This window comes from Rhodobacteraceae bacterium M385, assembly GCA_025141835.1.
GTDB lineage: Bacteria > Pseudomonadota > Alphaproteobacteria > Rhodobacterales > Rhodobacteraceae > Gymnodinialimonas.
The window spans coordinates 3,784,557-3,805,136 of sequence record CP081102.1 but is presented as its reverse complement, the minus strand read 5'-3'; the positions used below and the strand labels follow the sequence as shown (position 1 = coordinate 3,805,136).

Genomic DNA, 20,580 nt, shown 5'->3' with positions numbered 1-20,580 from the left:
TTGTTGTTGACGTCCCCTGTCTACGCTCAATCTCCTTACGATTTGTTTACGCGCATCTGCCAACTTCAAAGAAATCCCTCGAATGCGAGATATTTCCATGACCCTAGTGATTCCCTCTACGACACTGACACCGCAAGAAATGCCCGCCGCCGTGGACCCCCACGCTGAATTGCGAAGCGTCGCCGAAGATCTTGAAGCGGCTTTCCTGGCCGAAATGTTGAAACACGCGGGCTTTGGCGAAGCGCGAGACGAAAACAGCTTTGGCGGCGGCATCGGGGAGGAGCAATTTAGCTCGATGCTCCGTTCCGAACATGCCAACGCGCTGTCGGCGCAAGGCGGGCTTGGCTTGGCGGAATCCATCTTCGACTCTCTCGTTCGTCGTGCGGAGGCTGCTCAATGATCGGTCTTCGCAAGAATGCGGCCAGAACGGTCGCGGATATGTTGGAGCAGCAGCACCGGGCGCTGTTGGCCGGTGATTTGGACGCCTTGGGTAAGATGGCTCCAAAGCTGTCCCGCGCGTTTGAGCGATTGCGCCTTGAAGGCGGTGATCTGGAAGTTGTCACAGGCATTCAAGGCGCGGCCGCCCGAAACGCGCGCCTTCTTATGGCTGCCCAGGCGGGGGTCGCGACGGCGCGTGCACATTTACAGTCGGCCCGGTCCTCGCAGCTAACAACTTATGACGCTGATGGCCAAAGCCAGAAGGGTGTTCCGGCGCCCTCCGGCTCTATCGTGCGGCGCTAGATCGAAGTCAGTTCAAATCGTTTGCAATGGGGGCAGGGCGATTAGGATGTTGTTTAGTCTTTGCCCCCAAAAAGAACCCGCACCCAATGAGGTGGCGTGGCCCAAACCACCGGGCCACACCCGTCAGAATGACGTTTCAATCGATGCCCCAAACTGGGCGTCGGATCGTGAACAGCGTGAAAAACGCACGCTTTTGAATCTAAGGAAAGGGACGTCATGGCAACTTTCCACGCGCCACCATGGTGCCCCCCGCCAGAGATCACCTTCTTCTTCTTGATGATAATCGGGCGAAGGTCGTCGTCCGCCATGGCCATGCTCCTCAAAGGTCAGAGAGGGCTTACGACATTGACGTGAACAGAGGTTTAACCGCCCCCAACTTCCGTATCGGAAAGTGCCGTCAGCATCAGGGGCACCGACAAGCCAAGCTCGGGCAAGGGCGCATCGGGACCGCTGCGCTGGAACCCCAAGGCGAAATAATGGGCCTCGGCGCCGGGGGGGCAATCGGCGCAAAGCCGTGTCGCGTCAGAAGCCTGTGCAAAGGTCGTGATGGCGGCAATGAACTGGCTGAAAAGTTCTGCGTTTTGATAGGCTTCGTGGATCGCACTTGCCGTGATGATCGTGCTGTTTTGCGCTGCATCGGCTTCGTGGGAAAGCCCGTGAAAACGTCGCAACGACTCTTCACAATCCGGCCCCGCGTTCACCCGCATCATCCCGATCGCCTGAACCCCTGTGAAGGCAATGAAAGAGGTGCCCGTTGCGTCAAGCGCATCGGTGATGGTCCCCTCTGCGTCATCGGCGGATGCACAGGCCAGCCCCCGTTCCAGACAATGCACATCATAGCGCACCCTTTGCGCCGTGCGCCGTTGGTCCAGCGTCGAGCAGCGCACGACCTCGATCTTGTCAGCGCTACCTTCAACCTCTGCAACCAACCCCTCGTTCTGGGCGGCGCGTTCTTGCAGTAGCGTCGCAAGAAGGCGCAAAACCTCGGCTGCAATGGCCGGAGAGTTCTGGCGGAGCCGTTGCAAGGACCGCGCGTTCAGCGATAGCGCCTCGACCGGGCCGACAGCGCGCAGCGTGGCGGTGGCCCCCTGCCCGGTCAGAAACCCGATTTCCCCCACAATCGTGCCGGGGCCGACCGTGTAATGAACTGCGTCCGCCTCGGACACGATGCAATCGACCTGACCGCTGGTAATCAGCAGCATATCGGGCACGAAAGCACCCTTTTCGCGCAGCACGTCGCCGTCGTTGAAGGCCACGGCGCACCCGACTGATTGCAGCGCCGTGCGAATTTCTGGCTTCATATAGGCCCCGTTGGTTGTCCCAACAGCAGCCTTACAGACAAGTCGATTCGCGCAAAGCTAAAGCGTTCAGACGAAATCCACGTGGTTCCAGAACGGCATTTCCCGCAACCTCTGCCCGGTGGCGGCAAAAATCGCGTTCGCCAAGGCAGGGGCGGCTGGCGGGACAGGGGGTTCTCCGATCCCGCGCACACCGCCGTTCTCCAACCCGCGCACGAAGATTTCGGGCACCTGATGCATCCGCATCCCCTCGTGAGAGTGGAAATTCGTCTGATCCGCAATGCCATCGGTGTAGGTGATCTCGCAGTTCATCGCGTGACCAAGGCCCCAGATGACGCCGCCCTTCACGATGTTCTCGAAATTTACCGGGTCCACGACACGGCCCACATCTGCGGCGACCCAGACGCGGTCCAGGCGGATGCCGTTTTCGGTGTTGGTCACCTCGACCACCTCGGCGCAGGGAACGCCGAAGGAATGAACCAGTGCAACGCCGCGGCCCGTGCCTTCGGGCAGTGCCTCGCCCCAGTTGGACATCTCTCCGACGGCTTCCAGCACGCGGCGGCTGACGTCATCCAAGGTGCACAGGCGGATGCGTTCCTCCAACGGGTCCGCCCCGGCGGCGTGGATCAACTCGTCCAGAAAACCTTCGCCGACAAAGCCGTTGGCCGAGGCTCCGACCGACCGCCACGACGAGACGGGCGAAAGCCCCTCGACCGCGTAGCCGCGCATGCGCACGTTCTCAAATCCGTAAGGCTGCTGCCAAATGCCAGCGGCAAGCTGGCCATCGGGACCGGGCAGGGGCTGGCCTAGGCGGGCCATCTGCGAGCGCATGGCAGAAGGCGCCGCGATTTGCGTGTCGTAGCTGATGACCTGCCCATCACGCACCGCACCCCGGGCGCGGCCCATCGTGATTTGCCTTGGAAAATCTTGTGCGAAATCGGTCTCTCGACTGTAAATAATCTTAACTGGGGTGCCGCGTAGCTGCATCGCGACATGGGTGGCCTGCTTGACGTAGTCAAACTCCAGCCGATGCCCGAACGAGCCGCCCGCATATTGGTTGTGGAACACCACTTGGTCCGCGTCATGGCCGGTAATGGCGGCCACCTGCTGTTGCAGGAAGCGGGGCATTTGGTGGCCGGTCCAGACTTGCACGCTGTCGTCTTCCACCAGCACAATGGCGTTCAGCGGCTCTAGCGGTTGGTGCGCCACGTAGGGGGCTCGGTATTCGGCCTCCAGCACCTCGGCGCCGGGCATATCGGCCTCCACATCGCCGCTGTTGAGCCATTCTTTGTCGAGCGTTTCCTCGGTGAAACTATCTTCCAAAGCTGCCCAATGGGCGTCTTGATCCGGCGCGTAATCAGCGGGGCCCCAATCGTAGGAAATCGCATCGAGTGCCTGCATCGCGTACCAGGTATTGGTGGCAATCACCGCAACGCCGCCGGGGATCTCTATGATCTGCTCCACACCCTGCATCGCCTCGGCCTCCGTGGCGTCAAACCCGTTCAGGGTGCCACCCTTTCGCGGGTTCACCCGCACGCTGGCCCGCACCATGCCCGGTAGCTCTAGGTCGATGCCATACATCGCCTGGCCGGTGGATTTCGCTTCAATATCAAGGCGCGGCATATCTTGGCCGATCAGGCGCCACGTCGATGGGTCGCGCAGCGGCGTGTCTTGCACCGGATCAATTTGCGCGGCGTCAGCGGCAAGATCGGCATAGGGAATGACTGTACCGTCGGGCAGGTGAACGGCCCCCGCTTCCGTGAGCAGATCGGCCACGGCAACGCCCGTTCGCGCGCTGGCCGCGCTTTTTAGCGTCTCTCGGGCCATCGCGCCGGCTTCGCGCAGTTTCACGAAACTATCCGGCGTGGAGGACGATCCCCCCGTACCCTGCATCCCCATAACCTTCAGCAAACCACCCATCGTGGATCGCATGGCGCGAGCGCCAAAGCTGTCATCCCAAGGCACAACCGGCGCGCCATCGTTGGCCATGGCCGTGTTCCAATAGGCCGGGGCGGGGCGGCCGAAATCGACATCAAACCCGCCCCATTCCAAGTCCATTTCCTCGGCAATCAGCGCGGCCTGCATGGACACAGCCCCCTGTCCGATGTCGGCATGGGGGGTGATTAGCGTCACGCCAGAGGCGTCAATCCGCACCCAAGGGTTAAACGACGCGGCCCCCTCGGGCAAATCCTGGAGGTTCGGGTTTTCTGGATCGCGCACAACCAGATACGCGCCAAAGGCGACGCCCCCGGCAACGGCGGCAGAGCCGACAAGGAAGGCGCGGCGGGTAAAGGTCTTGATCTTGCTCATCCCTCAACCCTCCATCGCGCGGGCGGCGGCGTGAATCGCGGCGCGAATACGCGGGTAGGTGCCGCATCGGCACAGGTTGCCGGACATGGCGAAATCGATGTCTTCGTCGGTCGGGTTCGGCGTGGTGGATAGCAGTTCGGCGGCTTGCATGATCTGCCCGCTTTGACAGTAGCCGCATTGCGCCACCTGATGGTCGATCCAAGCCTGTTGCACGACGTGCAGCGTTTCGGCCTGCGCCAACCCTTCTACGGTTGTGATCTGCGCCCCTTCCAGATCGCCCACCGGCATCTGACAGGACCGCATGGCTTGCCCGTCGATATGAACCGTACAAGCGCCACATTGCGCGACGCCGCAGCCATAGCGCGTACCCGGTATGTTCAGCTCTTCGCGCAAGACCCACAGAAGCGGCATGTCTGGCGCGACATCGACCTCTTTAACCTCACCGTTCACGTTCAAGCGCATATCGACCTCCAAAAGTTGGAGCGATATTGCCCGATTTGGACAAATAGTCAAGAAGTGTAAAATTGCCAGCTAGGTGGTGGAGAGTACGACCATTGCCTTGAACACCGCCAGATTTTTCAGGAGGGCATCGCGGTCCGTCGTCTTGTGTTTGAACCCCATCAAAACCGCGCGCACGAACGGGGCGAAGTCCGCCACGTTCTGCCCATTCCGCGCCAAGGCGTCGGCGTAGGGGGCGAATAGATCGACCAACATGGCATCAAGCGCGGCTTCTGCGGCCACCATGGCCCGCTCGGCCGCTGCGTGAGAACCGGATTCGAGGTCCCCGGCATCGGGCGTGGCTCGGATCGCATCCCAAGATGCGATGATATAATGCTCGAACAATAGGTCGAGCTTGGTCGAAAGATCGCCTTCGCTCTTCCACGCGTCCAGCGTCCTTTGGCGGAGCATTTCCGTGTAATACAGCAGCGTCCCGTGGATCACTTCGTCCTTATTGGCGAAGACGTTGTAGAGCGTTTGGCGCACGACACCGGCTTCTTCCGCGACATCGTTCATCGTCGCTCGCTTCAGGCCATAGCGCGTGAACACACGCAGGGCGGCGGCGGCAATTTGGCTTTCTTTTTCGGACAGGCTGATGGTCATGGGCGACATATTCACGCCGGATGTCGTCCTGTCAACGTGTGTGGCCCCCCACCCTTGGCCGAGGTCTATCCGGACTGTTTCGGCAAAAAAGCCTCCACCGCGGCAGAGGCGATGACCAGCACTTTACCGGTGTCGGGGTTCGTCACGTCCAACCCGCCTTGCACCGCCGTTACCGTCGCTTGCCCCCGTGGCAGCTTCTCGGCCAGCGCCGCGCAATCGACACGCTCGGGCGCTTGCACCCCCACCGTAACCTGTACCCGCATCTGGTCCGACGACAGGCCCGTCGCCTCAAACATCGGGATGGCGGAATGGCGAATGGCATCTTCAATCGCGCGGGCGGCGGCCTTGGTGTAATCTTGGCCGTATTGATCGTTGCCCATGCCCATTTCGATGATGAAACGCTGCTCGCTCATGCGGTTTCTCCCAAATCCAGGGCAACAGAAATGGCGACGTTGGCGATGACCGTTGGCTTCCCGCCATCACTGCGGGGCACGTCCAACCCGCCCTGCCTTGGGACGACTGTCACCTGCCCATAAGGGAAGATCGCGGCGATCTTGTCGGTTTCCAGCGCATCGGGGTTCTGAACGCCGACCTCTACCGTAATCTGCATCTCTTCCTTCTGCTTCCCGAACAGCTCGGCCAAATTGATGGAGTTATGCCACAAAGCATCTTTCACAGCGCGTTCAGCGGCTTGGGTGTAATCTTGACGGCGCAGTGAGCTGCCCATGCCAAATTCCGTCAGCAATCGTTTTACAGCCATGCGGTGTTCCCTCCCCTGCGGTGTCGTTGCTTGTTTGCGGCAAAGCCCGCGCCCGTGCAACGGCACATCGCGCTTCAGCGTAACGGCGCGAGCGCCTTATGCTCCACCCCGATCCGCACCCACAGCATCGCGGCGTTCAGAACGGTGAACACCAATGCTATCCATGTCAGGCCCAAAACCATCGGCGCGACGATGATCTCGGCCACCACGAGCATATAGTTGGGATGCGACACGTATTTGAACGGCCCTCGTACCACCAACGGTTCTTCCAGGATGATGATCCTCGTGGTCCAACGGCTGCCCAAACTGCCCAAGATCCACACCCGCAAGACCTGTAGCACTGCGAACCCCGCCAGCCATCCGTAAGCCACCGAATTGTCATAGCCAAAGACAACAAGGCAGACGATCCAGGCCGAGTGCATGGCGACCATGGCCGGGTAATGCGCGGCCCCCACTTCATAGGCACCTCGCGCCAGAAGACGCGCGGTATTGCGCTTGGCAATGAACAGCTCACTCAGGCGTTGTAGGATGATGAAGCCAAGGAATAGGTAAGTTGCAGTCACGCGGCGGCCTCCACCTGAAACGGCAGGAATGACGCCGTGAAGCCGGGGCCCAAGGCGCAGGCCATCATTTGCCCCGTGGTGCCTGCGTCGAGCACCGATTGCAGCACGAACATCACCGTGGGCGCCGACATGTTTCCGGCGGCGCGCAGAGTCTCCCGCTCCGCCACCAGCGAGCCTTGCGGCAAGCTCAACGCGCCCTCAATGGCATCCACGACCTTGGCCCCGCCGGGGTGGCAGACGTAGCGGTCAATCTGGTCATGCGTCAGGTTCGCGGCGGTCAACGCGCCCTGTGCGGCTGTGGCAAATTCCTCGGTCACGAAACCGGGGATGGAGCGGTCAAAGACCACGCCAAAGCCTGTTTCGTCCACGTCCCATCCCATGATCCCAAGCGTGTCGGGCCACATCGTCTGGTGCCCCTGCCCAAGCGCGATAACTCTGCCGTTCTGTGGCGTTTCCGTACTGATGCAGGCCGCCGCAGACCCGTCGCCGAACAGGACCGCCGCGATGATGTCTGCCTTCTGCAACCGGTCCGCCCGAAACGAGAGAGAGCAGGTCTCAACCACCACAAGCAGCACCTTTGCGCCGGGCCTTCCCGCCGCGATGGATTGCGCCACCGACAGGCCCGAAACGCCCCCCGCACAGCCGAGGCCAAACAGCGGTACCCGCATGATGTCTTGGCGAAACCCCATGTCTGAAAAGACCTGAGCGTCCAGTGTGGGCGTGGCCAAACCGGTGGAGCACACGGACACGACGCAATCCACATCCGCACCCTGCCAGCCCGCCGCATCAAGGGCGCGTTGCGCAGCCTCGATATACATCGCCTTCGCCCCCACCATGAAGGCGGCATTGCGGTCTTCCCACCCGTGATCGTCCGAGAACCAGTCAATCGGAACAACCGAATACCGCTGGTCGATGCCCGCCGTCTCGAAAGACTTGGAAAGGCGGTCAAACTGCGGGTACTTGCCGCCAAAAATAATCGCAGCGCGTTCGCGAACATCGTCTTGCGACAGGCAATGGGGCGGAAGTGCGGTAGAAAGGCCGTGCAGATAGGGTGTCGTCATGTAGGGCCCTTCGTGGGGTTCGGGTCGCTTGGGGAAATGCCCCATACCCTTCAAGCGTTAACAGTAAATCGAAAATTAGCTAGCTTTCCTTGGGCCTTGGCGGGTTTTGCAGCTTCCTATTCTAACGCAAGACGACGCTAAGAAGGCGATGAGCCAGCTTGAAAGCGGGCACGCCGATGCCACCTGACCGGCGCCCAAAGACATCTCCAGCCAGCAGGCCAATCACCTCTCGGCGCATGTTCAGAGGGTTAAGGCGCGACATGAAAAGTTTCCGCGTCGCGGGCGTGTTGAACTTGTAGATGAACCACGACAACCGCCCCAAGCCGCGCTCCATGCTGATGACATGGGCGTCGAGCTTCAGGCGGCCTGTTTCGGGCTGTGTCAGCAAGGTATGCACCGCCTCTGCCCCCTGCATCGCGCTTTCCATCGCCAAATATACACCGGTGGAAAACATCGGGTCCAAAAAGGCATAGGCATCGCCGATCAACAGGTAGCGGTCCCCATGCATCCTATTGGATTTGTACGAGAAGTTTCCCGCCGCCTGCGCCGAGGAAATCGGTTGTGCATCGGCCATACGCTGGCGCATCTGCGGGCATGAGGCGATTGTTTCAGCCAGAAACTCGTCCAAGGGGCCTTTGCGGGTCCTCAGGAATTCCGGGTCGCACACGACCCCCACGCTATCGACACCCTCCGACAGCGGGATCGTCCAGAACCACCCGTTTTCAAACCAGGTGACACTCGTGTTGCCCGCGTCGGTTCCGGGGCGTCTTTGCACGCCTTTGTAATGGGCAAACACGGCGGCGCTGTTGTGGTTTGGGTCGCGCTCTTTCGTTTTCATGCGTGCGGCCAGAAACGTGTCTCGCCCACTGGCATCCACCACAAATCGCGTCTGCCAAACGGGCCCGGCGCCGTCCACCGTCACGTTAACGCATTCCGCCCCCTCAAAGTTAACATCGTTAACGCGCACCCCCTCCATAACCCGCGCCCCGGCCTTGCGGGCGTTTTGCAGCAGCAGGTGATCAAACTCGGCCCGCTTAACCTGAAAGGCGTGGGGGTGGCTTGGGTTGGCCTCGGCGAAATCGAATTTCCGGTAATCTTCCCGGTCGGGTAGGGCAAGGTCGGCCCCAAACTTCTTAACCGCGATCGCTTCAACCGCGTCTAGCACGCCAAGCTGCGCAAGAATCGGCAGGTTTCGGGGCAGAAGGCTTTCGCCAATGTGGAACCTTGGGTGTACGTCCTTGTCGAACAGCACAACGTCCAACCCCATTTCCGCCAGCCGAGCGGCCATGGTGGACCCAGCCGGACCGCCGCCAATAATGACGACATCGCAGGTCTGGGGCATGTTTGGTGGGTCTTCCATTGGCCCTGATTAGAGCCTGTCGCGAACGGTTCTGTAAAGCGCGCCGCGCGTCTGGTGCAGAAGTTCCTGCCTAGAGGCGTGGATTATGCCTTCACAACCGTGCGGTTCTTTTTACGTGTCGCGCGGCCCGATGGGGCGGCGTTGATGTTGTCATGATCGGCAATACCCAGAAAATGAGCGACAAGATCCAGAGCGACCGGATCGTCATGGATGGTTTCGACTTTCATCTCGGCTCCAAGGTTACTGCGCCTTTTGCGCTGCCTCATTGCTCTCCGATAAATGGGGCCGTTTTCCGGCGGGTCGATAAAAATATCGCCCAATTTTTGACAAGTTTGCCTTTTTTGCGCCACGTTTTGCGGCGCCGAGTTTCGTGTGTCGTATTGCGCGAAAACACTAAGAAACACTATGAAATTTGCAACATTCATATTTGGTGCGCCTTCTTTTGTTGAACGAAATCAGCGACCAGAAAGGCGCACGCCGATGGAATGGCCTTGCAAAAATGGCCATTTAAAGGCACGTTTTAGGTCGGGTAACGAGTCGCATATTCATTCGCACGCAGTTGAATTTTGGAGACTCTTCTTATGCCGTCACGCGCTCACGCTGACGGGGCAATGCCCCTTGACGTCTATCAATCAGAAACAGCAGACCAATCGGTGCGGGCCGATTGGAGCGCCTATGCAACTGCATATGATCTGCTGTCTGAACACAATCCAGAGTATCAGGCGATCCTTTCATCGTTCGATACATTCCTCGCCTCAATTGAAACGCCTCAACTGATTTATGACATCGGCGGGGGGACCGGAAATTACACCGAAAGGGCGGCGATTGCCTGCCCCGATAGTGAAATCCATTTGGCCGAACCTGATCCCGGCATGATTGCCGCGGCAAAAGCCAAATTGTCGGCGCACCGCAATATCACTTACGACAACGTCGCGCTCGAAAGCTTTTCGCCATCGCATCAGGCGGACCTGATCGTTTGTGTTCACGCAATCTACGCGATGCCCAACCCGCAACAGCGCCTGAAGGATCTGCGCCGATTGCTCCGGCCCGGCGGTTGGTTGTTCCTTGTGGACCTTGGGCGGGACATGGATGTGGCCGATTGGCGCCGCTACCTGTTTGGCAGCATCAAGGCCAAGCACGGGTTGTTGGGCGCTTTGCGGGTGTTTTGGCAGGGACGTGAAATCGCCAAGCAGAACTCCGCGATCTATGACGCGCAGCAAAAGGGCGTCTACTGGACCCATAGCGCGGAAGAACTCGCTACGGCGGTCACGGCGGCGGGGTTTGAAATCCACCGCGAAGACACCGTGTACCGCGGCTACAGCGACTTATTGGTGTGCCGGGCACCGTCAGAAACAAGCGGGGATGACCATGAATAATCAAGTGATCGAAGCACTGAAACGCGCCCGCTACCGGGTTCTCAGCACGGATCAAGAGCTCGAGGAGGTGTACCGCCTGCGCTACAATTGTTATCGCGCCGAGAAGTCCATTCCTGCGAATGAGCGGCTGATGATGACGGACCCGTTCGACGAAACCCCGAATTGCGTCCACGTCGCGGTAGAATATGACGGAGAGATCTTCGCCTCTGTCCGGCTGCACCTGCTGTCCCAGCTTTCCTTTGCCTCTCCTACGCTGGAAGTCTTCCCCGAGATCATGGACGATATCAAACTTGGGAAAACGGCGCTGGATTCGACGCGTTTCGTGATTGCCCCCGCCGCCCGTAAGCGCCGCGTACCGTTGCATTTTCTGGCGCTGCGCATCCCATTCCTCGCCACGATGTTCTATGATATCGACCTGGCCCTTGCCCCTGTGCGGGCCGAGCATTCGGCGTTTTACCGTCGGTATCTTGGGTACGAGATTGTGTCAGAACCTCGCAGCTATCCGGGCCTGAAGAAGCCGATTCAGCTTCTTACCGCCAAGGTGCGAGAGCAGCGCGAGGCCGTTCTTGCCCGCACCCCGGTGTTTGGTCCGGTGGACGAGGTGCCGCATTCCGACATCGCGTTCCCTGAACTTGCTGGGGTCTATCCCTCCCCCAAGATCTCTAACTCTAAGGCTGCCTGACAGTCTTAGAGCGCGGATTCCAAGGCAAAGGCGTGGCCCGGATCGGGGCGGTCTTTGCCTGAGAATTGTTACCAAATCTGCCTTACCTCCGCCTCAAATGGGCTAAAAAGGCGCGGTCCGGCCGCGTGAGTGCACAAATTTAGACGCATTTCATATGTATTGCTAACCTTGCGAAAGAGGTGGAAGCATTATGCAGCAATGGAAAACAATGTGGGCAAACAGGGCCGATTGGTTCAGCTCTGAAGGCCGTGAGCAGCACATCAGGGACTATATTACCCTCGCAAACCAACTGGTTTGGCATCGCCAGGCCAGTTTCCTAGGGGCGGCAATCCTTTCGGCGTTCTACTTCGATCCCTACGCGATCTTTACCTGTTACGCGTTGGTGGCCATCACCGAAATGCTTGATGTGATCTTGGGGCGTCAATCTCGGTCATGGGACGGCGAAGACCCGGTCATGGGAGAGCGTATTCTACGGCGCATCGCCCGTAACACGGTCATAAGCAGCATCGCGATTAGCCTGTTCATCGTGAACATCGCGTTCCTGCAAACGTCGCCTGGTCATTTCACGCCTCTGTTCTTCCTATTCTCGGCCTCTGTCTTTGCGACGATGTATAACAGTCAAATGGTTGGCATTCTGCTGCTACGCTTGTCGATCTATGCCGTCGCTTTCCTGTGCATCGCGTTCCTTGATGTGGTGCGTTACGTGCCGGCTATCGGCTCCTCGATCTGGTTGGAATTCTTCACGATCATCTTTGTGCTCTACTTTATCGCCGATATTTCGGTGAAGTTTTACCTCAGCTACAAAGAACGGCTTGAGCAGATGAAGCTGATCCGGGAAGAGAACGAGCGCACGAAGGCAGCCTTGGAAGTGAAATCACGGTTTCTCGCGACCGTCAGCCACGAATTGCGCACGCCGCTGACGTCGATCATCGGGTCCCTCGAATTGGTTAACAACGACAAGCTCGGCGCTTTGCCTCCGAACCTGAAACCCGTTGTGGATATTGCGACCAAGAACGGCCAACGCCTCGCGGCGCTGATCGAAGATCTGCTCGACATGCAGAAAATTGAAGCCGGAGAGATGAAGTTCCACTTCAGCCCTGTTGATGCGAACGGCCTCGTGCAAGAGGCGGTCGAATCCACGGAAGGGTTTGCCAGCAAACTGGGCATTCAGGTCACAACTGACCTTTGCCGCGAAGATTGCGAGATTTCTGGCGACCGGAACCGCTTGATCCAAGTGTTGAGCAATCTGCTGTCCAACGCGTTGAAGTTCTCTGAAGAAGGAGATTCGGTGCAGGTGCGCGTGGAAACGCGCGGTAACCGTGTCCGCATTTCTGTGGAAGATGAAGGCACTGGCATCCCCGACGGCGCCAAGGACTGCGTGTTTGGCAAGTTCAGCCAAGTGGATTCGTCTAACATTCGACGCGTGGGGGGCACGGGACTTGGCCTCAACATCAGCAAGCAGATTATCGAGCGGCACGACGCGACCCTTGATTACGTCAGCGAGTTGGGGGTCGGGACGACGTTCTTCGTGGAGTTCGACCGCCTGAATGCAGACGGCGCCGCAAAGGACCCATCTAAGAATCGGCTAGACCACGCAGCCTGAAGTTCCCGGCCTGGTCGCACTGCCGCGCTTCGGGTCCGGCGAAAGAACCACGCAATAAACAGGGCCCGTCGCCAACGCGCGACCGGGTCCTTTTTCGTGCGCACACTGCTGCATGTGCCCTCGTGTCAGGGCTGAATGAGTAGCGACTGGAGGGGGCGATTCCCCGCGCCCGGCAAAGCGGCGATGAACTAAAGCGACGCCGCTGGTTAAAGGGGGCACTGCGCGCTAGGCACAAAAAAGCCCCTCTCAGTTAAGGGAGGGGCCTTCGGTAGCGATTTGCTGCGTTCAGGCGGCAGCGATGCCCTGGCGTGAGTTCTGCCACAGATCGACAATCTCGCCCGCTAAAGTCATGGGATCGAACGGCTTTTTGATAACCGACACCGCGCCACACTTGAGCAGCGCAGTAATGTCATCGGGCGAAGCCTTGGCCGTCATGAAAACCGCAGGTGTGCCGCTGAACTCCGGTATATCGCGAAGCTTCTGCAACGTCTCGATCCCGTCAATTTCTGGCATCATCACGTCTAGAAGGAAGAAGTCAGGATGGAGAGCGGCGGCGTTTTCAACGGCCTTGAAGCCGGAAGAAAACTGAACAACTTCAAGACCGCCGACAGTTTCCAACGCCAACCTGGAGACCTCCAGGATGTCGAGGTCATCATCAACGTGAAGAACCTTTGGCAATGTATCGGTCATCGGTTTGAACCTCTGAAAATGAGTTAAGCTTCGGAATTTACTATCAGTATCTGAACGGCCACGAACAACGGGCTCGGCCGTAACGAATACTCTCGTTACGAAGTTACATACCGCGTCGGAAAGGCTCGGACGGGCTCTCGTTCATTATTACTTAGGTAGGAACTGTGGCGTTTTTCTGATGCGACGGGGGCGTTGTTTAGGCAGGGCAGAGGGAGCCGCACAGCCCGTGTCGCCCTAAACACCCTAAGCGCGGCCGGTGTGACGCAATACGATCAGCCGTCATACACGCGTCAATCAAAGTGCCTAGGCTGGCCACTTGCCCGATTTCGCAGCGGCATCGCACCGAAGCTCGTTCGTGCAGGTAATCTTTCGGATATCACTAACTATGTTCGGATTGGAAAGTGGTGCCTCAAGAGGGACTCGAACCCCCGACCTTGTCCTTACGAAGGACCTGCTCTACCAGCTGAGCTATTGAGGCGTACCGGGCGCGCTAATAGCAAGGCGCACGGCGATTTCATAGACCTAAATTCGCGAAATGCCGGCCTCGGATTCCGGTTCCGGGGTGGCGTCGGCCACTTCAGCGTCTTCCGCGTCGATCGGTGTGGGGTCTTGGGACGCAGAGGGCTCTTCTGTCACAACCTCAGCGTCTTCTTCCTCGCCACGGTCCTCCAACGCGCCTACGATTAGGGGCAGCATTTGGGTTGGCCCCGCAAGAGAGGCCTCCGATTGACGGGCCTCGGCCCATTCCAGCGTGTCGAAGCTTTCGCAATTGGCGCAAACCGGGGTCCAGTCTTCGTGGACATGGCCACAGTTGTTGCACATCCATTGGTTGCCGCGTGGCGCTGTGACGGCGCGGGCAAGCCAGCCGCGCACGACCCGGTCCGGGGCGCCTTCGCCCCGCTCAACCGCGGCCATGATCGTCAGCGACCGCGCCGTTGGGGCAGTTTCTGCCAGATCACCCAGCGCTTTGCGGGCGGCGGGAAAATCCTCGTTCGCGATGTGCAACTCGGCCTCCAACATCCGTACTTCGGCGTGGCCTTGGTGCTTGCCCAGAAGCGGGCGGAAGCGGCGCAGGCGCAGGGCCGGGGTCTCATCAGGTTCGATCAGGGCGAACGCGGCGGCGAGGTCCGGGTGAGGGGCCTGTTCCCAAGCCTTGCGGATGGTCTTCACGGCTTGGCGTTTGCGCCCTGCTTCCACGTCGATCCGGGCCGACATGACGGCGGCAGGCACAAGGCCGGGGGCCAGGCGGTTGGCTTCGGCCACGTCGCGGGTGGCGGTAACAACCTGACCTTCGGCCATGGCGTCACGGGCATGGGCCAGCGCCAGCACCGCATCGCGGCGACGGTGCAGATCACGCGGCACATTGCCTGCTTTCAGGGCAGCGGCCAGTGTTCCACGGGCCCCCTGCCAATCCTCGGAGCGCGATTGAAGGGAGATCAGCGTCGTCTGCACATCGGCGTTTTTAGGACGCAGGACCAAGGCCTTCTCGGCCAGTTTCAGCGCCGTGTCTGTGTCGCCTTCGTCCAGCTTTTGCTGCATCAACCCACGCACGCCGACAAAGCGGGTGCGTTCGTCGGTGACCATGGCCTTGAACGTCTGGGTGGCCAGCGCCTTGTCGCCCACCATCTCTGCGCCCTGTGCCACCACCAGGTTCGTCAGTTCGGGGCGTTTCAGGTACTTGCCCGCGCGTTCGGCTTTGCGGATTGCCAAGCGGCCTTCGCCGGCGGCCAGCGCCATCATGCCTTCACCCAACGCCTCGTAGCCCTTCCGCTCGGACCGGCGGTCGAAGTAGCGGCTGACGGCGGTTTCATCGCCATTCAGGAAGCGCAGTGTCGCGACGATCAGGCCGACAATCTTGAACAGAATCCACACCGCCAAAAGCAGCACCAGCGCGCTCACCACCGCAAGGAATGGGGTGATGACATATTCCCGCCCAAAGATGATGAGCAGGCCAAGGTTATCCAGCTCTGTCAGGTAAGTGATGCCAAACACCGCCCCCACGACAATGAGGATGAAAACCATGATTTTTAGCAGCGACCAGAGCATTCGGCGCGATCCTTCATTGGGCCCCTAAGGGCGCGAGTGGCCTGTGGAAGGGCCCTTAGTTTTCAAGCGCGGCAGAAAGCTCCGCCAGCGCAGTATCGGCGGCAACACGGGTTTCAACCTGCGTGACCCAATCGTTCAACATCGCCTGCGCCCCTTCAGGCAGCGCGGTCAACTCGGACAGGGCAGCGGGCAAATCCCCCGCCGCAACAGCGGCTTCTGCGCGGCTGAGCACGGCATCGGGGTCGTCGCCTTCGCGCGGCTCGACAGAGCGTCCGCCGATTTGGCCCATCAAGAAGGCGCCGACCCGGTCGGCGGCGCTGTCGCCAGCGGTTTCGCGCAACGCGATCGGCAGCGCGGCACGGGCTGCGGCAGGGAAGCTGGCTTGCAGGTCTTCCAACGTCGGCACACCGGTTTCTGCCACGGAGGACAGAGCCTCGGGCACATCGACCGAGATGTCGGCCAAGGCCTCTGCAAACGGCCCCCCGGCAGCCAAGGCGACCTGTACCCGGCTTAAGGCGGCCTGCGATTGGGTCGCAGCAGCGGTGGCGGCGGCGCTTGCTTCGGCCTCTGCCACTGCGGCGGCGGCTGCATCGGCGGCGGCTTGCGCTTCCTGCGCAGCGGCAGCTTCTGCGGCCTCTGCTGCGGCAACGGCCTCGGCGGCGGCGGCTTGTTCTGCTGCTACGCGGGCTTCCAGCGCCTCGACAGCTTCGGTCATCGCGGCGGTATCTGCGGCAACTTCGCCGGTGAAAATCGGGCGTTCTTCCAAAGCCACAACGCGGCCTGTCAGCGCCTCAATCCCGGTGCCTAAACCCGCCACGTCGCTGGCCACGCCCGCGATCGCGCCTTCGACGCCCGAAAGGTCGACCTCTGGGATCACCGGAGGTTCCACGGCGGCAAGGGCTGTGACCTCGGCCTGTAGCGCGGTGATCGTGCTTTCTTGAGCATCAATCGCCGCCAAAGCCTCGGCCAGGGCCGTATCGGTGGCGCTGGTGTCATTGTTGCCGATGTAGCCGTAAATCGCGGCGCCATAGCCCAAGGCCGCGGTGACCACACCGCCAAGCAGCAGGGCGAAAATGCCCGGCCCACGCTTTTGGATGACGGGGGCAGGAACAGGGGCGACGTCCGTATTGGGGGCAGGGTCGGGCGCGGGATCAGAGGCAGGCTCTGCCGCAGGTTCCGCCGTGTCTGCGTCCAGAATTTCTGTCTGTGCCGGATCGTCAGCTTCGACCTCTGCTGCTGTCGTATCGCCGGGTTCAATCGTGACCCGGTCACCGACCGCCGGCTCTGCCGCGACGCTGTCTTCCCCAAGGGTGTCATCGCCTACCAAGACCGTATCGCCACCCATTTCGCCCGCGCCTTCGGCAACGCTTTCCGCGCCATTTTCTGGCGTTACAGTCTCGTCTTGGGATTTCTGGCGTCCCGAACGGGTAGACGATTTTTTCGCCATGGGTGATGGCCCCCTACTGAATGTTACTCGCACTCGCATACTTAGCGTGGTGAAGGGGCCGAGTCAGCCCGGTCCAAACTGTCATGACGCCGCGGAGGCTTCTAGGGGGAATTCCTTTGCACCCCATATCGTTCCAAGAACCTAAGCATTTCTGCGCCGCTTGGGTGGGCGATCACATGGGCTTGGGCCTGCATGGAGGGGGGCAGAGCCTCGGCCACCGCTTGGCTGAGGGCAAGGATCTGCGTGTCGCTGCGAAGCTGGGTTGCGGCCGTTGCAAAGAGGTCCGCGCTGCGTGGTGAAAAAAGCGGCACAATCAGTTCAGGTTGCGCCAGCGCCTTATGGAACGAAGGCAGCGGCGGTGTGGCGCGTTGGTCATAGGCGGCAATCCCTGTCACGACCAAGCCGTCAGAGCTCAGCCGTTCCGCGATGTCGCCTCGGGTATGGGTGCCTTGGACATGCACCAAGTGCCCCTTCAGCTGCCGGTTGCGCAGAGCGGTCACAAGACCCTCGGCGTCGGGGCCGCAAACCTCGGCCTCAAGCCCAATAGCCTGCGCCGCACGCGCGGTGCGGGGGCCGACACAATAGGCGGGAAGCCGCGCGGGCGGCAGAAATGCAACCGCCGCCTCGGACGTCAGGATCACGCCCTGCACCCCTTCCAACGACACGTTCTCCCCGGTGCCAACGATCTCCATCAACGGGGCGATCACGATGTCGGCCCCTTGCAATCCTTCGGCAAACCGCTCGGAAGCAGTGCGGGGGCGGGTCAGCAGGAGCGTGGGCGTCTGGTGGACTTGCATGGGCCGCAGTGTTACCTCGCAGGCATGGGCCATACAATCGGGCCAATTAGTCGGACGAGCGTCATGGCACTGACCATTCTAGGCATCGAGAGCAGTTGCGACGACACCGCCGCCGCGATTTTACGCGGCTCGGGGGACGACGTGGCGATCCTGTCCAACGTGGTGTCCTCTCAAACCGATCTGCACGCAGCTTTCGGCGGCGTGGTCCCCGAAATCGCAGCCCGTGCCCATGCCGAAACGCTCGATCTGGTGGTGGAAGAGGCGGTGGCGGCGGCGGGCATTGCCCTGCGCGAAGTGGATGCCATTGCCGTGACGGCGGGGCCGGGGCTGATCGGCGGCGTCTTGTCCGGGGTCATGGCGGCAAAGGGCTTGGCCTTGGGCCTGGGCAAGCCGCTAGTGGGGGTGAACCATTTGGCGGGCCACGCCCTAACGCCGCAACTCACCGATGGGTTGGCGTTTCCCTACCTGCTGCTTCTGGTCTCGGGCGGTCATTGCCAGTTCCTGCGCGTGGAGGGGCCTGAAAGCTTCACGCGTCTTGGCGGCACCATCGACGATGCGCCCGGCGAGGCTTTTGACAAAGTCGCCCGCCTGTTGGGTCTGCCGCAACCCGGTGGCCCCTCGGTCGAGAAAGCGGCGCTGAGCGGCGACGCGAACCGGTTCAAACTGCCCCGTCCGCTGATGGATCGTCCGGGGTGTGACCTTAGCTTTTCGGGCCTGAAAACCGCTGTCTTGCGACTGCGTGACGGGTTGGTCGCCGAAAACGGCGGGCTGACAGAACAAGACCGCGCCGATATCTGCGCCGGGTTCCAAGCGACCGTGGCCCATGTGCTGGCCGAGAAATCGCGCCGCGCCCTAGCGATGGGAGAGGTCACAGCCTTCGCCGTCGCGGGCGGCGTCGCTGCGAACCAAACGTTGCGCGCCGCGCTAGAGGCCGTTACCGACCTGCCCTTCGCCGCGCCGCCGCTGGCGCTGTGTACCGACAATGCCGCGATGATCGCCTACGCGGGCCTTTTGGCATATGAAGGCGGGCGGGTGGATGGCATGGACCTGTCGGCCCGTCCGCGCTGGCCGCTGGATACGGACGCCGCGCCGATGATCGGCTCGGGCAAGAAAGGGGCCAAGGCATGAGGCTGGATGTCTTCGGCGCCGGGGCGTTTGGGACGGGGCTGGCGATTGCCTATGCAAAGGCGGGTCTTGAGGTGACGCTTTGGGCGCGGGATGCGGCAGCGTTAGCGGGGGGCGAGAGCCCTCGGTTGCCGGGGCAGAAGTTCCCGGAAAACCTGCGGGTGACGGGGGATGCGGGTGCCTGTGACGCCGACATCGCGCTGATCGCCGTGCCGACCCAAAGCATGGGCCGCTTCGCGGCTGAAACGCCCTTGAAGGCAACCGTGGCCGTTTCCTGTGCCAAAGGCATCGACCGCTCCTCGGGCCGTGGTCCCACGGCCCTCCTCGCAGATGCGGCGCCCTTTGTGGCGCAGCTGACCGGGCCGAGTTTTGCCGCCGACATCGCCAGCGGCCTGCCGACCGCCCTGACGATCGCTTGCGCTGACTCCGACCAAGGCGAACGCCTGCAAGAGGCGTTGAGCACGCCCGCCTTGCGCCTTTACCGGACCGAGGATGTGGTCGGGGCCGAGCTTGGCGGTGCCCTGAAAAACGTGATCGCCATCGCCGCCGGGGCGGTGATCGGCAAGGGGCTGGGGGAAAGCGCTCGCGCCGCCCTGATCGCCCGCGGTTTTGCTGAAATGACACGCTATGCCACCGCCAAAGGTGCCCTGTCCGAGACGCTGACCGGCCTTTCCGGCCTTGGCGATCTGGTGCTGACCTGCGGCTCCATCCAGTCGCGGAACTTTCGTTTTGGCCACGCGCTTGCCACCGGCGAAAGCCTGCCGGAAGGCACCACGGTCGAGGGCCTTCACACGGCCCGGCAGTTGGCCGCCTCCCCCGAAGATACGCCGATTGCCGACACCGTCGCGGCTTTGGCCGATGGGACCCTCGACATTGACGGCGCCCTCAGCCACCTTCTGTCTCGCCCCCTAAAACCGGAGTAACCCCCGATGCTTTGCGCCCTGATTGCCACCGACAAACCCGGCCACCTGCAAACCCGCCTTGATAACCGGGACGCCCATCTGGCCTATGCCAAGGACAGCGGAAAACTGGTCATGGCCGGGCCGTTCATTGACGAAAACGGCGGCATGTCCGGCACGCTTCTGGTGATCGAGGTCGAGACGATGCAAGAGGCCTATGACTTCGCCGACAACGACCCCTACGCCAAGGCGGGCCTGTTCGAGAAGGTGCGGATCGAGCAATGGAAAAAGGTGATCGGCTAATGGCCTACTGGCTGTTCAAATCCGAGCCCGGCGTCTGGGGTTGGACCGACCAGGTGGCCAAAGGCGATGTGGGCGAGGAATGGGACGGCGTGCGTAACTACCAAGCACGCAACTTCATGCGCGACATGGAAGTGGGCGACCTCGGGTTCTTCTACCACTCGCAATCGGAAAAGGCCGTTGTGGGGATCGTGGAGGTCATCGCGGCCGCGCACCCTGACAGCACAACGGACGATGCCCGTTGGGAATGCGTGGATATCAAAGCGGTGAAGGCCCTGCCCACGCCGGTCACGCTCGATCAGATCAAGGCGCGGGATGAGCTGGCGGATATGGTGCTGGTAAAGAACTCTCGCCTATCGGTTCAGCCTGTGACCGACGCCGAATGGAAAGCGGTTTGTGCGATGGGCGGGTTGTAGGGCGG

23 protein-coding genes and 1 tRNA gene are annotated in these 20,580 nt (G+C 61.0%); 9 read left to right on the top strand and 15 right to left on the bottom strand.

All coding sequences use genetic code 11. From position 1 onward, the window contains the following. The first annotated feature begins 82 nt into the window (after positions 1–82). Positions 83–400: a rod-binding protein gene (locus tag K3728_18715; GenBank protein UWQ95659.1), complete on the top strand. Its 318-nt coding sequence runs from the start codon at positions 83–85 to the stop codon at positions 398–400. Next, positions 397–741, top strand: coding sequence for a hypothetical protein (locus K3728_18710; protein ID UWQ95658.1), 345 nt, complete (start codon positions 397–399; stop codon positions 739–741). The genes K3728_18715 and K3728_18710 overlap by 4 nt, the downstream gene beginning before the upstream one ends. Positions 742–1,103: 362 nt before the next feature. Here the strand turns inward: K3728_18710 and K3728_18705 are convergent, their stop codons facing one another. From K3728_18705 to K3728_18660, 10 genes are all read right to left on the bottom strand, one after another. Further along, complete coding sequence (locus K3728_18705) at positions 1,104–2,042, bottom strand: cyclic nucleotide-binding domain-containing protein (protein ID UWQ95657.1); 939 nt, start codon at positions 2,040–2,042, stop codon at positions 1,104–1,106. 66 nt (positions 2,043–2,108) lie between these two features. Continuing rightward, a complete protein-coding gene (locus K3728_18700) occupies positions 2,109–4,349 on the bottom strand; it encodes a molybdopterin-dependent oxidoreductase (protein UWQ95656.1) in 2,241 nt (746 codons plus the stop codon). Between the two features lie 3 nt (positions 4,350–4,352). Then, positions 4,353–4,811 (bottom strand): (2Fe-2S)-binding protein, encoded by a 459-nt coding sequence (locus tag K3728_18695; GenBank protein ID UWQ95655.1) that lies wholly within the window; start codon positions 4,809–4,811, stop codon positions 4,353–4,355. 69 nt (positions 4,812–4,880) lie between these two features. Beyond that, complete coding sequence (locus tag K3728_18690; GenBank protein ID UWQ95654.1) at positions 4,881–5,450, bottom strand: TetR/AcrR family transcriptional regulator; 570 nt, start codon at positions 5,448–5,450, stop codon at positions 4,881–4,883. A gap of 65 nt (positions 5,451–5,515) precedes the next feature. Beyond that, a complete protein-coding gene (locus tag K3728_18685; protein UWQ95653.1) occupies positions 5,516–5,863 on the bottom strand; it encodes a Lin0512 family protein in 348 nt (115 codons plus the stop codon). Then, positions 5,860–6,210 (bottom strand): Lin0512 family protein, encoded by a 351-nt coding sequence (locus K3728_18680; GenBank protein ID UWQ95652.1) that lies wholly within the window; start codon positions 6,208–6,210, stop codon positions 5,860–5,862. Before K3728_18680 ends, K3728_18685 begins: the two co-directional genes overlap by 4 nt. Before the next feature lie 74 nt (positions 6,211–6,284). Beyond that, on the bottom strand, positions 6,285–6,773 hold the full coding sequence (locus K3728_18675) for a hypothetical protein (protein ID UWQ95651.1): 489 nt from the start codon (positions 6,771–6,773) through the stop codon (positions 6,285–6,287). After that, positions 6,770–7,834: a type III polyketide synthase gene (locus tag K3728_18670; GenBank protein ID UWQ95650.1), complete on the bottom strand. Its 1,065-nt coding sequence runs from the start codon at positions 7,832–7,834 to the stop codon at positions 6,770–6,772. Before K3728_18670 ends, K3728_18675 begins: the two co-directional genes overlap by 4 nt. A gap of 121 nt (positions 7,835–7,955) precedes the next feature. Beyond that, positions 7,956–9,176, bottom strand: a complete 1,221-nt coding sequence (locus tag K3728_18665) for a tryptophan 7-halogenase (GenBank protein UWQ95649.1) — start codon at positions 9,174–9,176, stop codon at positions 7,956–7,958. A gap of 101 nt (positions 9,177–9,277) precedes the next feature. Then, positions 9,278–9,619 carry a hypothetical protein gene (locus tag K3728_18660; GenBank protein UWQ95648.1) on the bottom strand — a complete coding sequence of 114 codons (342 nt, stop codon included), beginning with the start codon at positions 9,617–9,619 and terminating at the stop codon, positions 9,278–9,280. A gap of 156 nt (positions 9,620–9,775) precedes the next feature. Here K3728_18660 and K3728_18655 point away from each other — a divergent pair, with 156 nt between their 5' ends. From K3728_18655 to K3728_18645, 3 genes are all read left to right on the top strand, one after another. Further along, complete coding sequence (locus K3728_18655; GenBank protein ID UWQ95647.1) at positions 9,776–10,570, top strand: class I SAM-dependent methyltransferase; 795 nt, start codon at positions 9,776–9,778, stop codon at positions 10,568–10,570. Beyond that, entirely contained in the window at positions 10,563–11,252 is a 690-nt protein-coding gene (locus K3728_18650) for a GNAT family N-acetyltransferase (protein ID UWQ95646.1), read from the top strand. Before K3728_18655 ends, K3728_18650 begins: the two co-directional genes overlap by 8 nt. 190 nt (positions 11,253–11,442) lie before the next feature. Further along, positions 11,443–12,855, top strand: coding sequence for a HAMP domain-containing histidine kinase (locus K3728_18645; GenBank protein ID UWQ95645.1), 1,413 nt, complete (start codon positions 11,443–11,445; stop codon positions 12,853–12,855). A 285-nt stretch (positions 12,856–13,140) separates the two neighbouring features. Here the strand turns inward: K3728_18645 and K3728_18640 are convergent, their stop codons facing one another. The 5 genes from K3728_18640 to K3728_18620 all read right to left on the bottom strand — a co-directional run bounded on the left by K3728_18640 (position 13,141) and on the right by K3728_18620 (position 17,835). Then, positions 13,141–13,545: a response regulator gene (locus K3728_18640; GenBank protein ID UWQ95644.1), complete on the bottom strand. Its 405-nt coding sequence runs from the start codon at positions 13,543–13,545 to the stop codon at positions 13,141–13,143. 402 nt (positions 13,546–13,947) lie between these two features. After that, positions 13,948–14,023 (bottom strand) — tRNA-Thr (locus K3728_18635). 44 nt (positions 14,024–14,067) lie between these two features. Continuing rightward, positions 14,068–15,591: a tetratricopeptide repeat protein gene (locus K3728_18630; GenBank protein UWQ95643.1), complete on the bottom strand. Its 1,524-nt coding sequence runs from the start codon at positions 15,589–15,591 to the stop codon at positions 14,068–14,070. A gap of 55 nt (positions 15,592–15,646) precedes the next feature. Then, a complete protein-coding gene (locus K3728_18625; GenBank protein ID UWQ95642.1) occupies positions 15,647–17,038 on the bottom strand; it encodes a hypothetical protein in 1,392 nt (463 codons plus the stop codon). 101 nt (positions 17,039–17,139) lie between these two features. Then, complete coding sequence (locus tag K3728_18620; protein ID UWQ95641.1) at positions 17,140–17,835, bottom strand: uroporphyrinogen-III synthase; 696 nt, start codon at positions 17,833–17,835, stop codon at positions 17,140–17,142. A gap of 63 nt (positions 17,836–17,898) precedes the next feature. Between K3728_18620 and tsaD the strand changes: the two genes are divergently transcribed. The 4 genes from tsaD to K3728_18600 are packed head-to-tail and all read left to right on the top strand — an operon-like array spanning position 17,899 to position 20,575. Further along, on the top strand, positions 17,899–18,963 hold the full coding sequence (gene tsaD, locus K3728_18615) for a tRNA (adenosine(37)-N6)-threonylcarbamoyltransferase complex transferase subunit TsaD (protein ID UWQ95640.1): 1,065 nt from the start codon (positions 17,899–17,901) through the stop codon (positions 18,961–18,963). Next, positions 18,960–19,883: an NAD(P)-dependent glycerol-3-phosphate dehydrogenase gene (locus tag K3728_18610; protein ID UWQ95639.1), complete on the top strand. Its 924-nt coding sequence runs from the start codon at positions 18,960–18,962 to the stop codon at positions 19,881–19,883. The genes tsaD and K3728_18610 overlap by 4 nt, the downstream gene beginning before the upstream one ends. 6 nt (positions 19,884–19,889) lie before the next feature. Next, positions 19,890–20,162 (top strand): YciI family protein, encoded by a 273-nt coding sequence (locus tag K3728_18605; GenBank protein UWQ95638.1) that lies wholly within the window; start codon positions 19,890–19,892, stop codon positions 20,160–20,162. Then, entirely contained in the window at positions 20,162–20,575 is a 414-nt protein-coding gene (locus tag K3728_18600; GenBank protein ID UWQ97630.1) for an EVE domain-containing protein, read from the top strand. Before K3728_18605 ends, K3728_18600 begins: the two co-directional genes overlap by 1 nt. Positions 20,576–20,580: the final 5 nt, after the last annotated feature.

What these genes read in the sequence shown, in the direction of transcription:
- K3728_18695 (UWQ95655.1), bottom strand. Translation starts at nt 4,811, where the DNA reads ATGCGCTTGAACGTGAACGGTGAGGTTAAAGAGGTCGATGTCGCGCCA.
- K3728_18655 (UWQ95647.1), top strand. Translation starts at nt 9,776, where the DNA reads ATGCCGTCACGCGCTCACGCTGACGGGGCAATGCCCCTTGACGTCTAT.
- K3728_18680 (UWQ95652.1), bottom strand. Translation starts at nt 6,210, where the DNA reads ATGGCTGTAAAACGATTGCTGACGGAATTTGGCATGGGCAGCTCACTG.
- K3728_18670 (UWQ95650.1), bottom strand. Translation starts at nt 7,834, where the DNA reads ATGACGACACCCTATCTGCACGGCCTTTCTACCGCACTTCCGCCCCAT.
- K3728_18715 (UWQ95659.1), top strand. Translation starts at nt 83, where the DNA reads ATGCGAGATATTTCCATGACCCTAGTGATTCCCTCTACGACACTGACA.
- K3728_18620 (UWQ95641.1), bottom strand. Translation starts at nt 17,835, where the DNA reads ATGCAAGTCCACCAGACGCCCACGCTCCTGCTGACCCGCCCCCGCACT.
- K3728_18710 (UWQ95658.1), top strand. Translation starts at nt 397, where the DNA reads ATGATCGGTCTTCGCAAGAATGCGGCCAGAACGGTCGCGGATATGTTG.
- K3728_18625 (UWQ95642.1), bottom strand. Translation starts at nt 17,038, where the DNA reads ATGGCGAAAAAATCGTCTACCCGTTCGGGACGCCAGAAATCCCAAGAC.
- K3728_18690 (UWQ95654.1), bottom strand. Translation starts at nt 5,450, where the DNA reads ATGACCATCAGCCTGTCCGAAAAAGAAAGCCAAATTGCCGCCGCCGCC.
- K3728_18685 (UWQ95653.1), bottom strand. Translation starts at nt 5,863, where the DNA reads ATGAGCGAGCAGCGTTTCATCATCGAAATGGGCATGGGCAACGATCAA.
- K3728_18630 (UWQ95643.1), bottom strand. Translation starts at nt 15,591, where the DNA reads ATGCTCTGGTCGCTGCTAAAAATCATGGTTTTCATCCTCATTGTCGTG.
- K3728_18600 (UWQ97630.1), top strand. Translation starts at nt 20,162, where the DNA reads ATGGCCTACTGGCTGTTCAAATCCGAGCCCGGCGTCTGGGGTTGGACC.
- K3728_18605 (UWQ95638.1), top strand. Translation starts at nt 19,890, where the DNA reads ATGCTTTGCGCCCTGATTGCCACCGACAAACCCGGCCACCTGCAAACC.
- K3728_18645 (UWQ95645.1), top strand. Translation starts at nt 11,443, where the DNA reads ATGCAGCAATGGAAAACAATGTGGGCAAACAGGGCCGATTGGTTCAGC.
- K3728_18665 (UWQ95649.1), bottom strand. Translation starts at nt 9,176, where the DNA reads ATGCCCCAGACCTGCGATGTCGTCATTATTGGCGGCGGTCCGGCTGGG.
- K3728_18705 (UWQ95657.1), bottom strand. Translation starts at nt 2,042, where the DNA reads ATGAAGCCAGAAATTCGCACGGCGCTGCAATCAGTCGGGTGCGCCGTG.
- K3728_18610 (UWQ95639.1), top strand. Translation starts at nt 18,960, where the DNA reads ATGAGGCTGGATGTCTTCGGCGCCGGGGCGTTTGGGACGGGGCTGGCG.
- K3728_18700 (UWQ95656.1), bottom strand. Translation starts at nt 4,349, where the DNA reads ATGAGCAAGATCAAGACCTTTACCCGCCGCGCCTTCCTTGTCGGCTCT.
- tsaD (UWQ95640.1), top strand. Translation starts at nt 17,899, where the DNA reads ATGGCACTGACCATTCTAGGCATCGAGAGCAGTTGCGACGACACCGCC.
- K3728_18650 (UWQ95646.1), top strand. Translation starts at nt 10,563, where the DNA reads ATGAATAATCAAGTGATCGAAGCACTGAAACGCGCCCGCTACCGGGTT.
- K3728_18640 (UWQ95644.1), bottom strand. Translation starts at nt 13,545, where the DNA reads ATGACCGATACATTGCCAAAGGTTCTTCACGTTGATGATGACCTCGAC.
- K3728_18660 (UWQ95648.1), bottom strand. Translation starts at nt 9,619, where the DNA reads ATGAATGTTGCAAATTTCATAGTGTTTCTTAGTGTTTTCGCGCAATAC.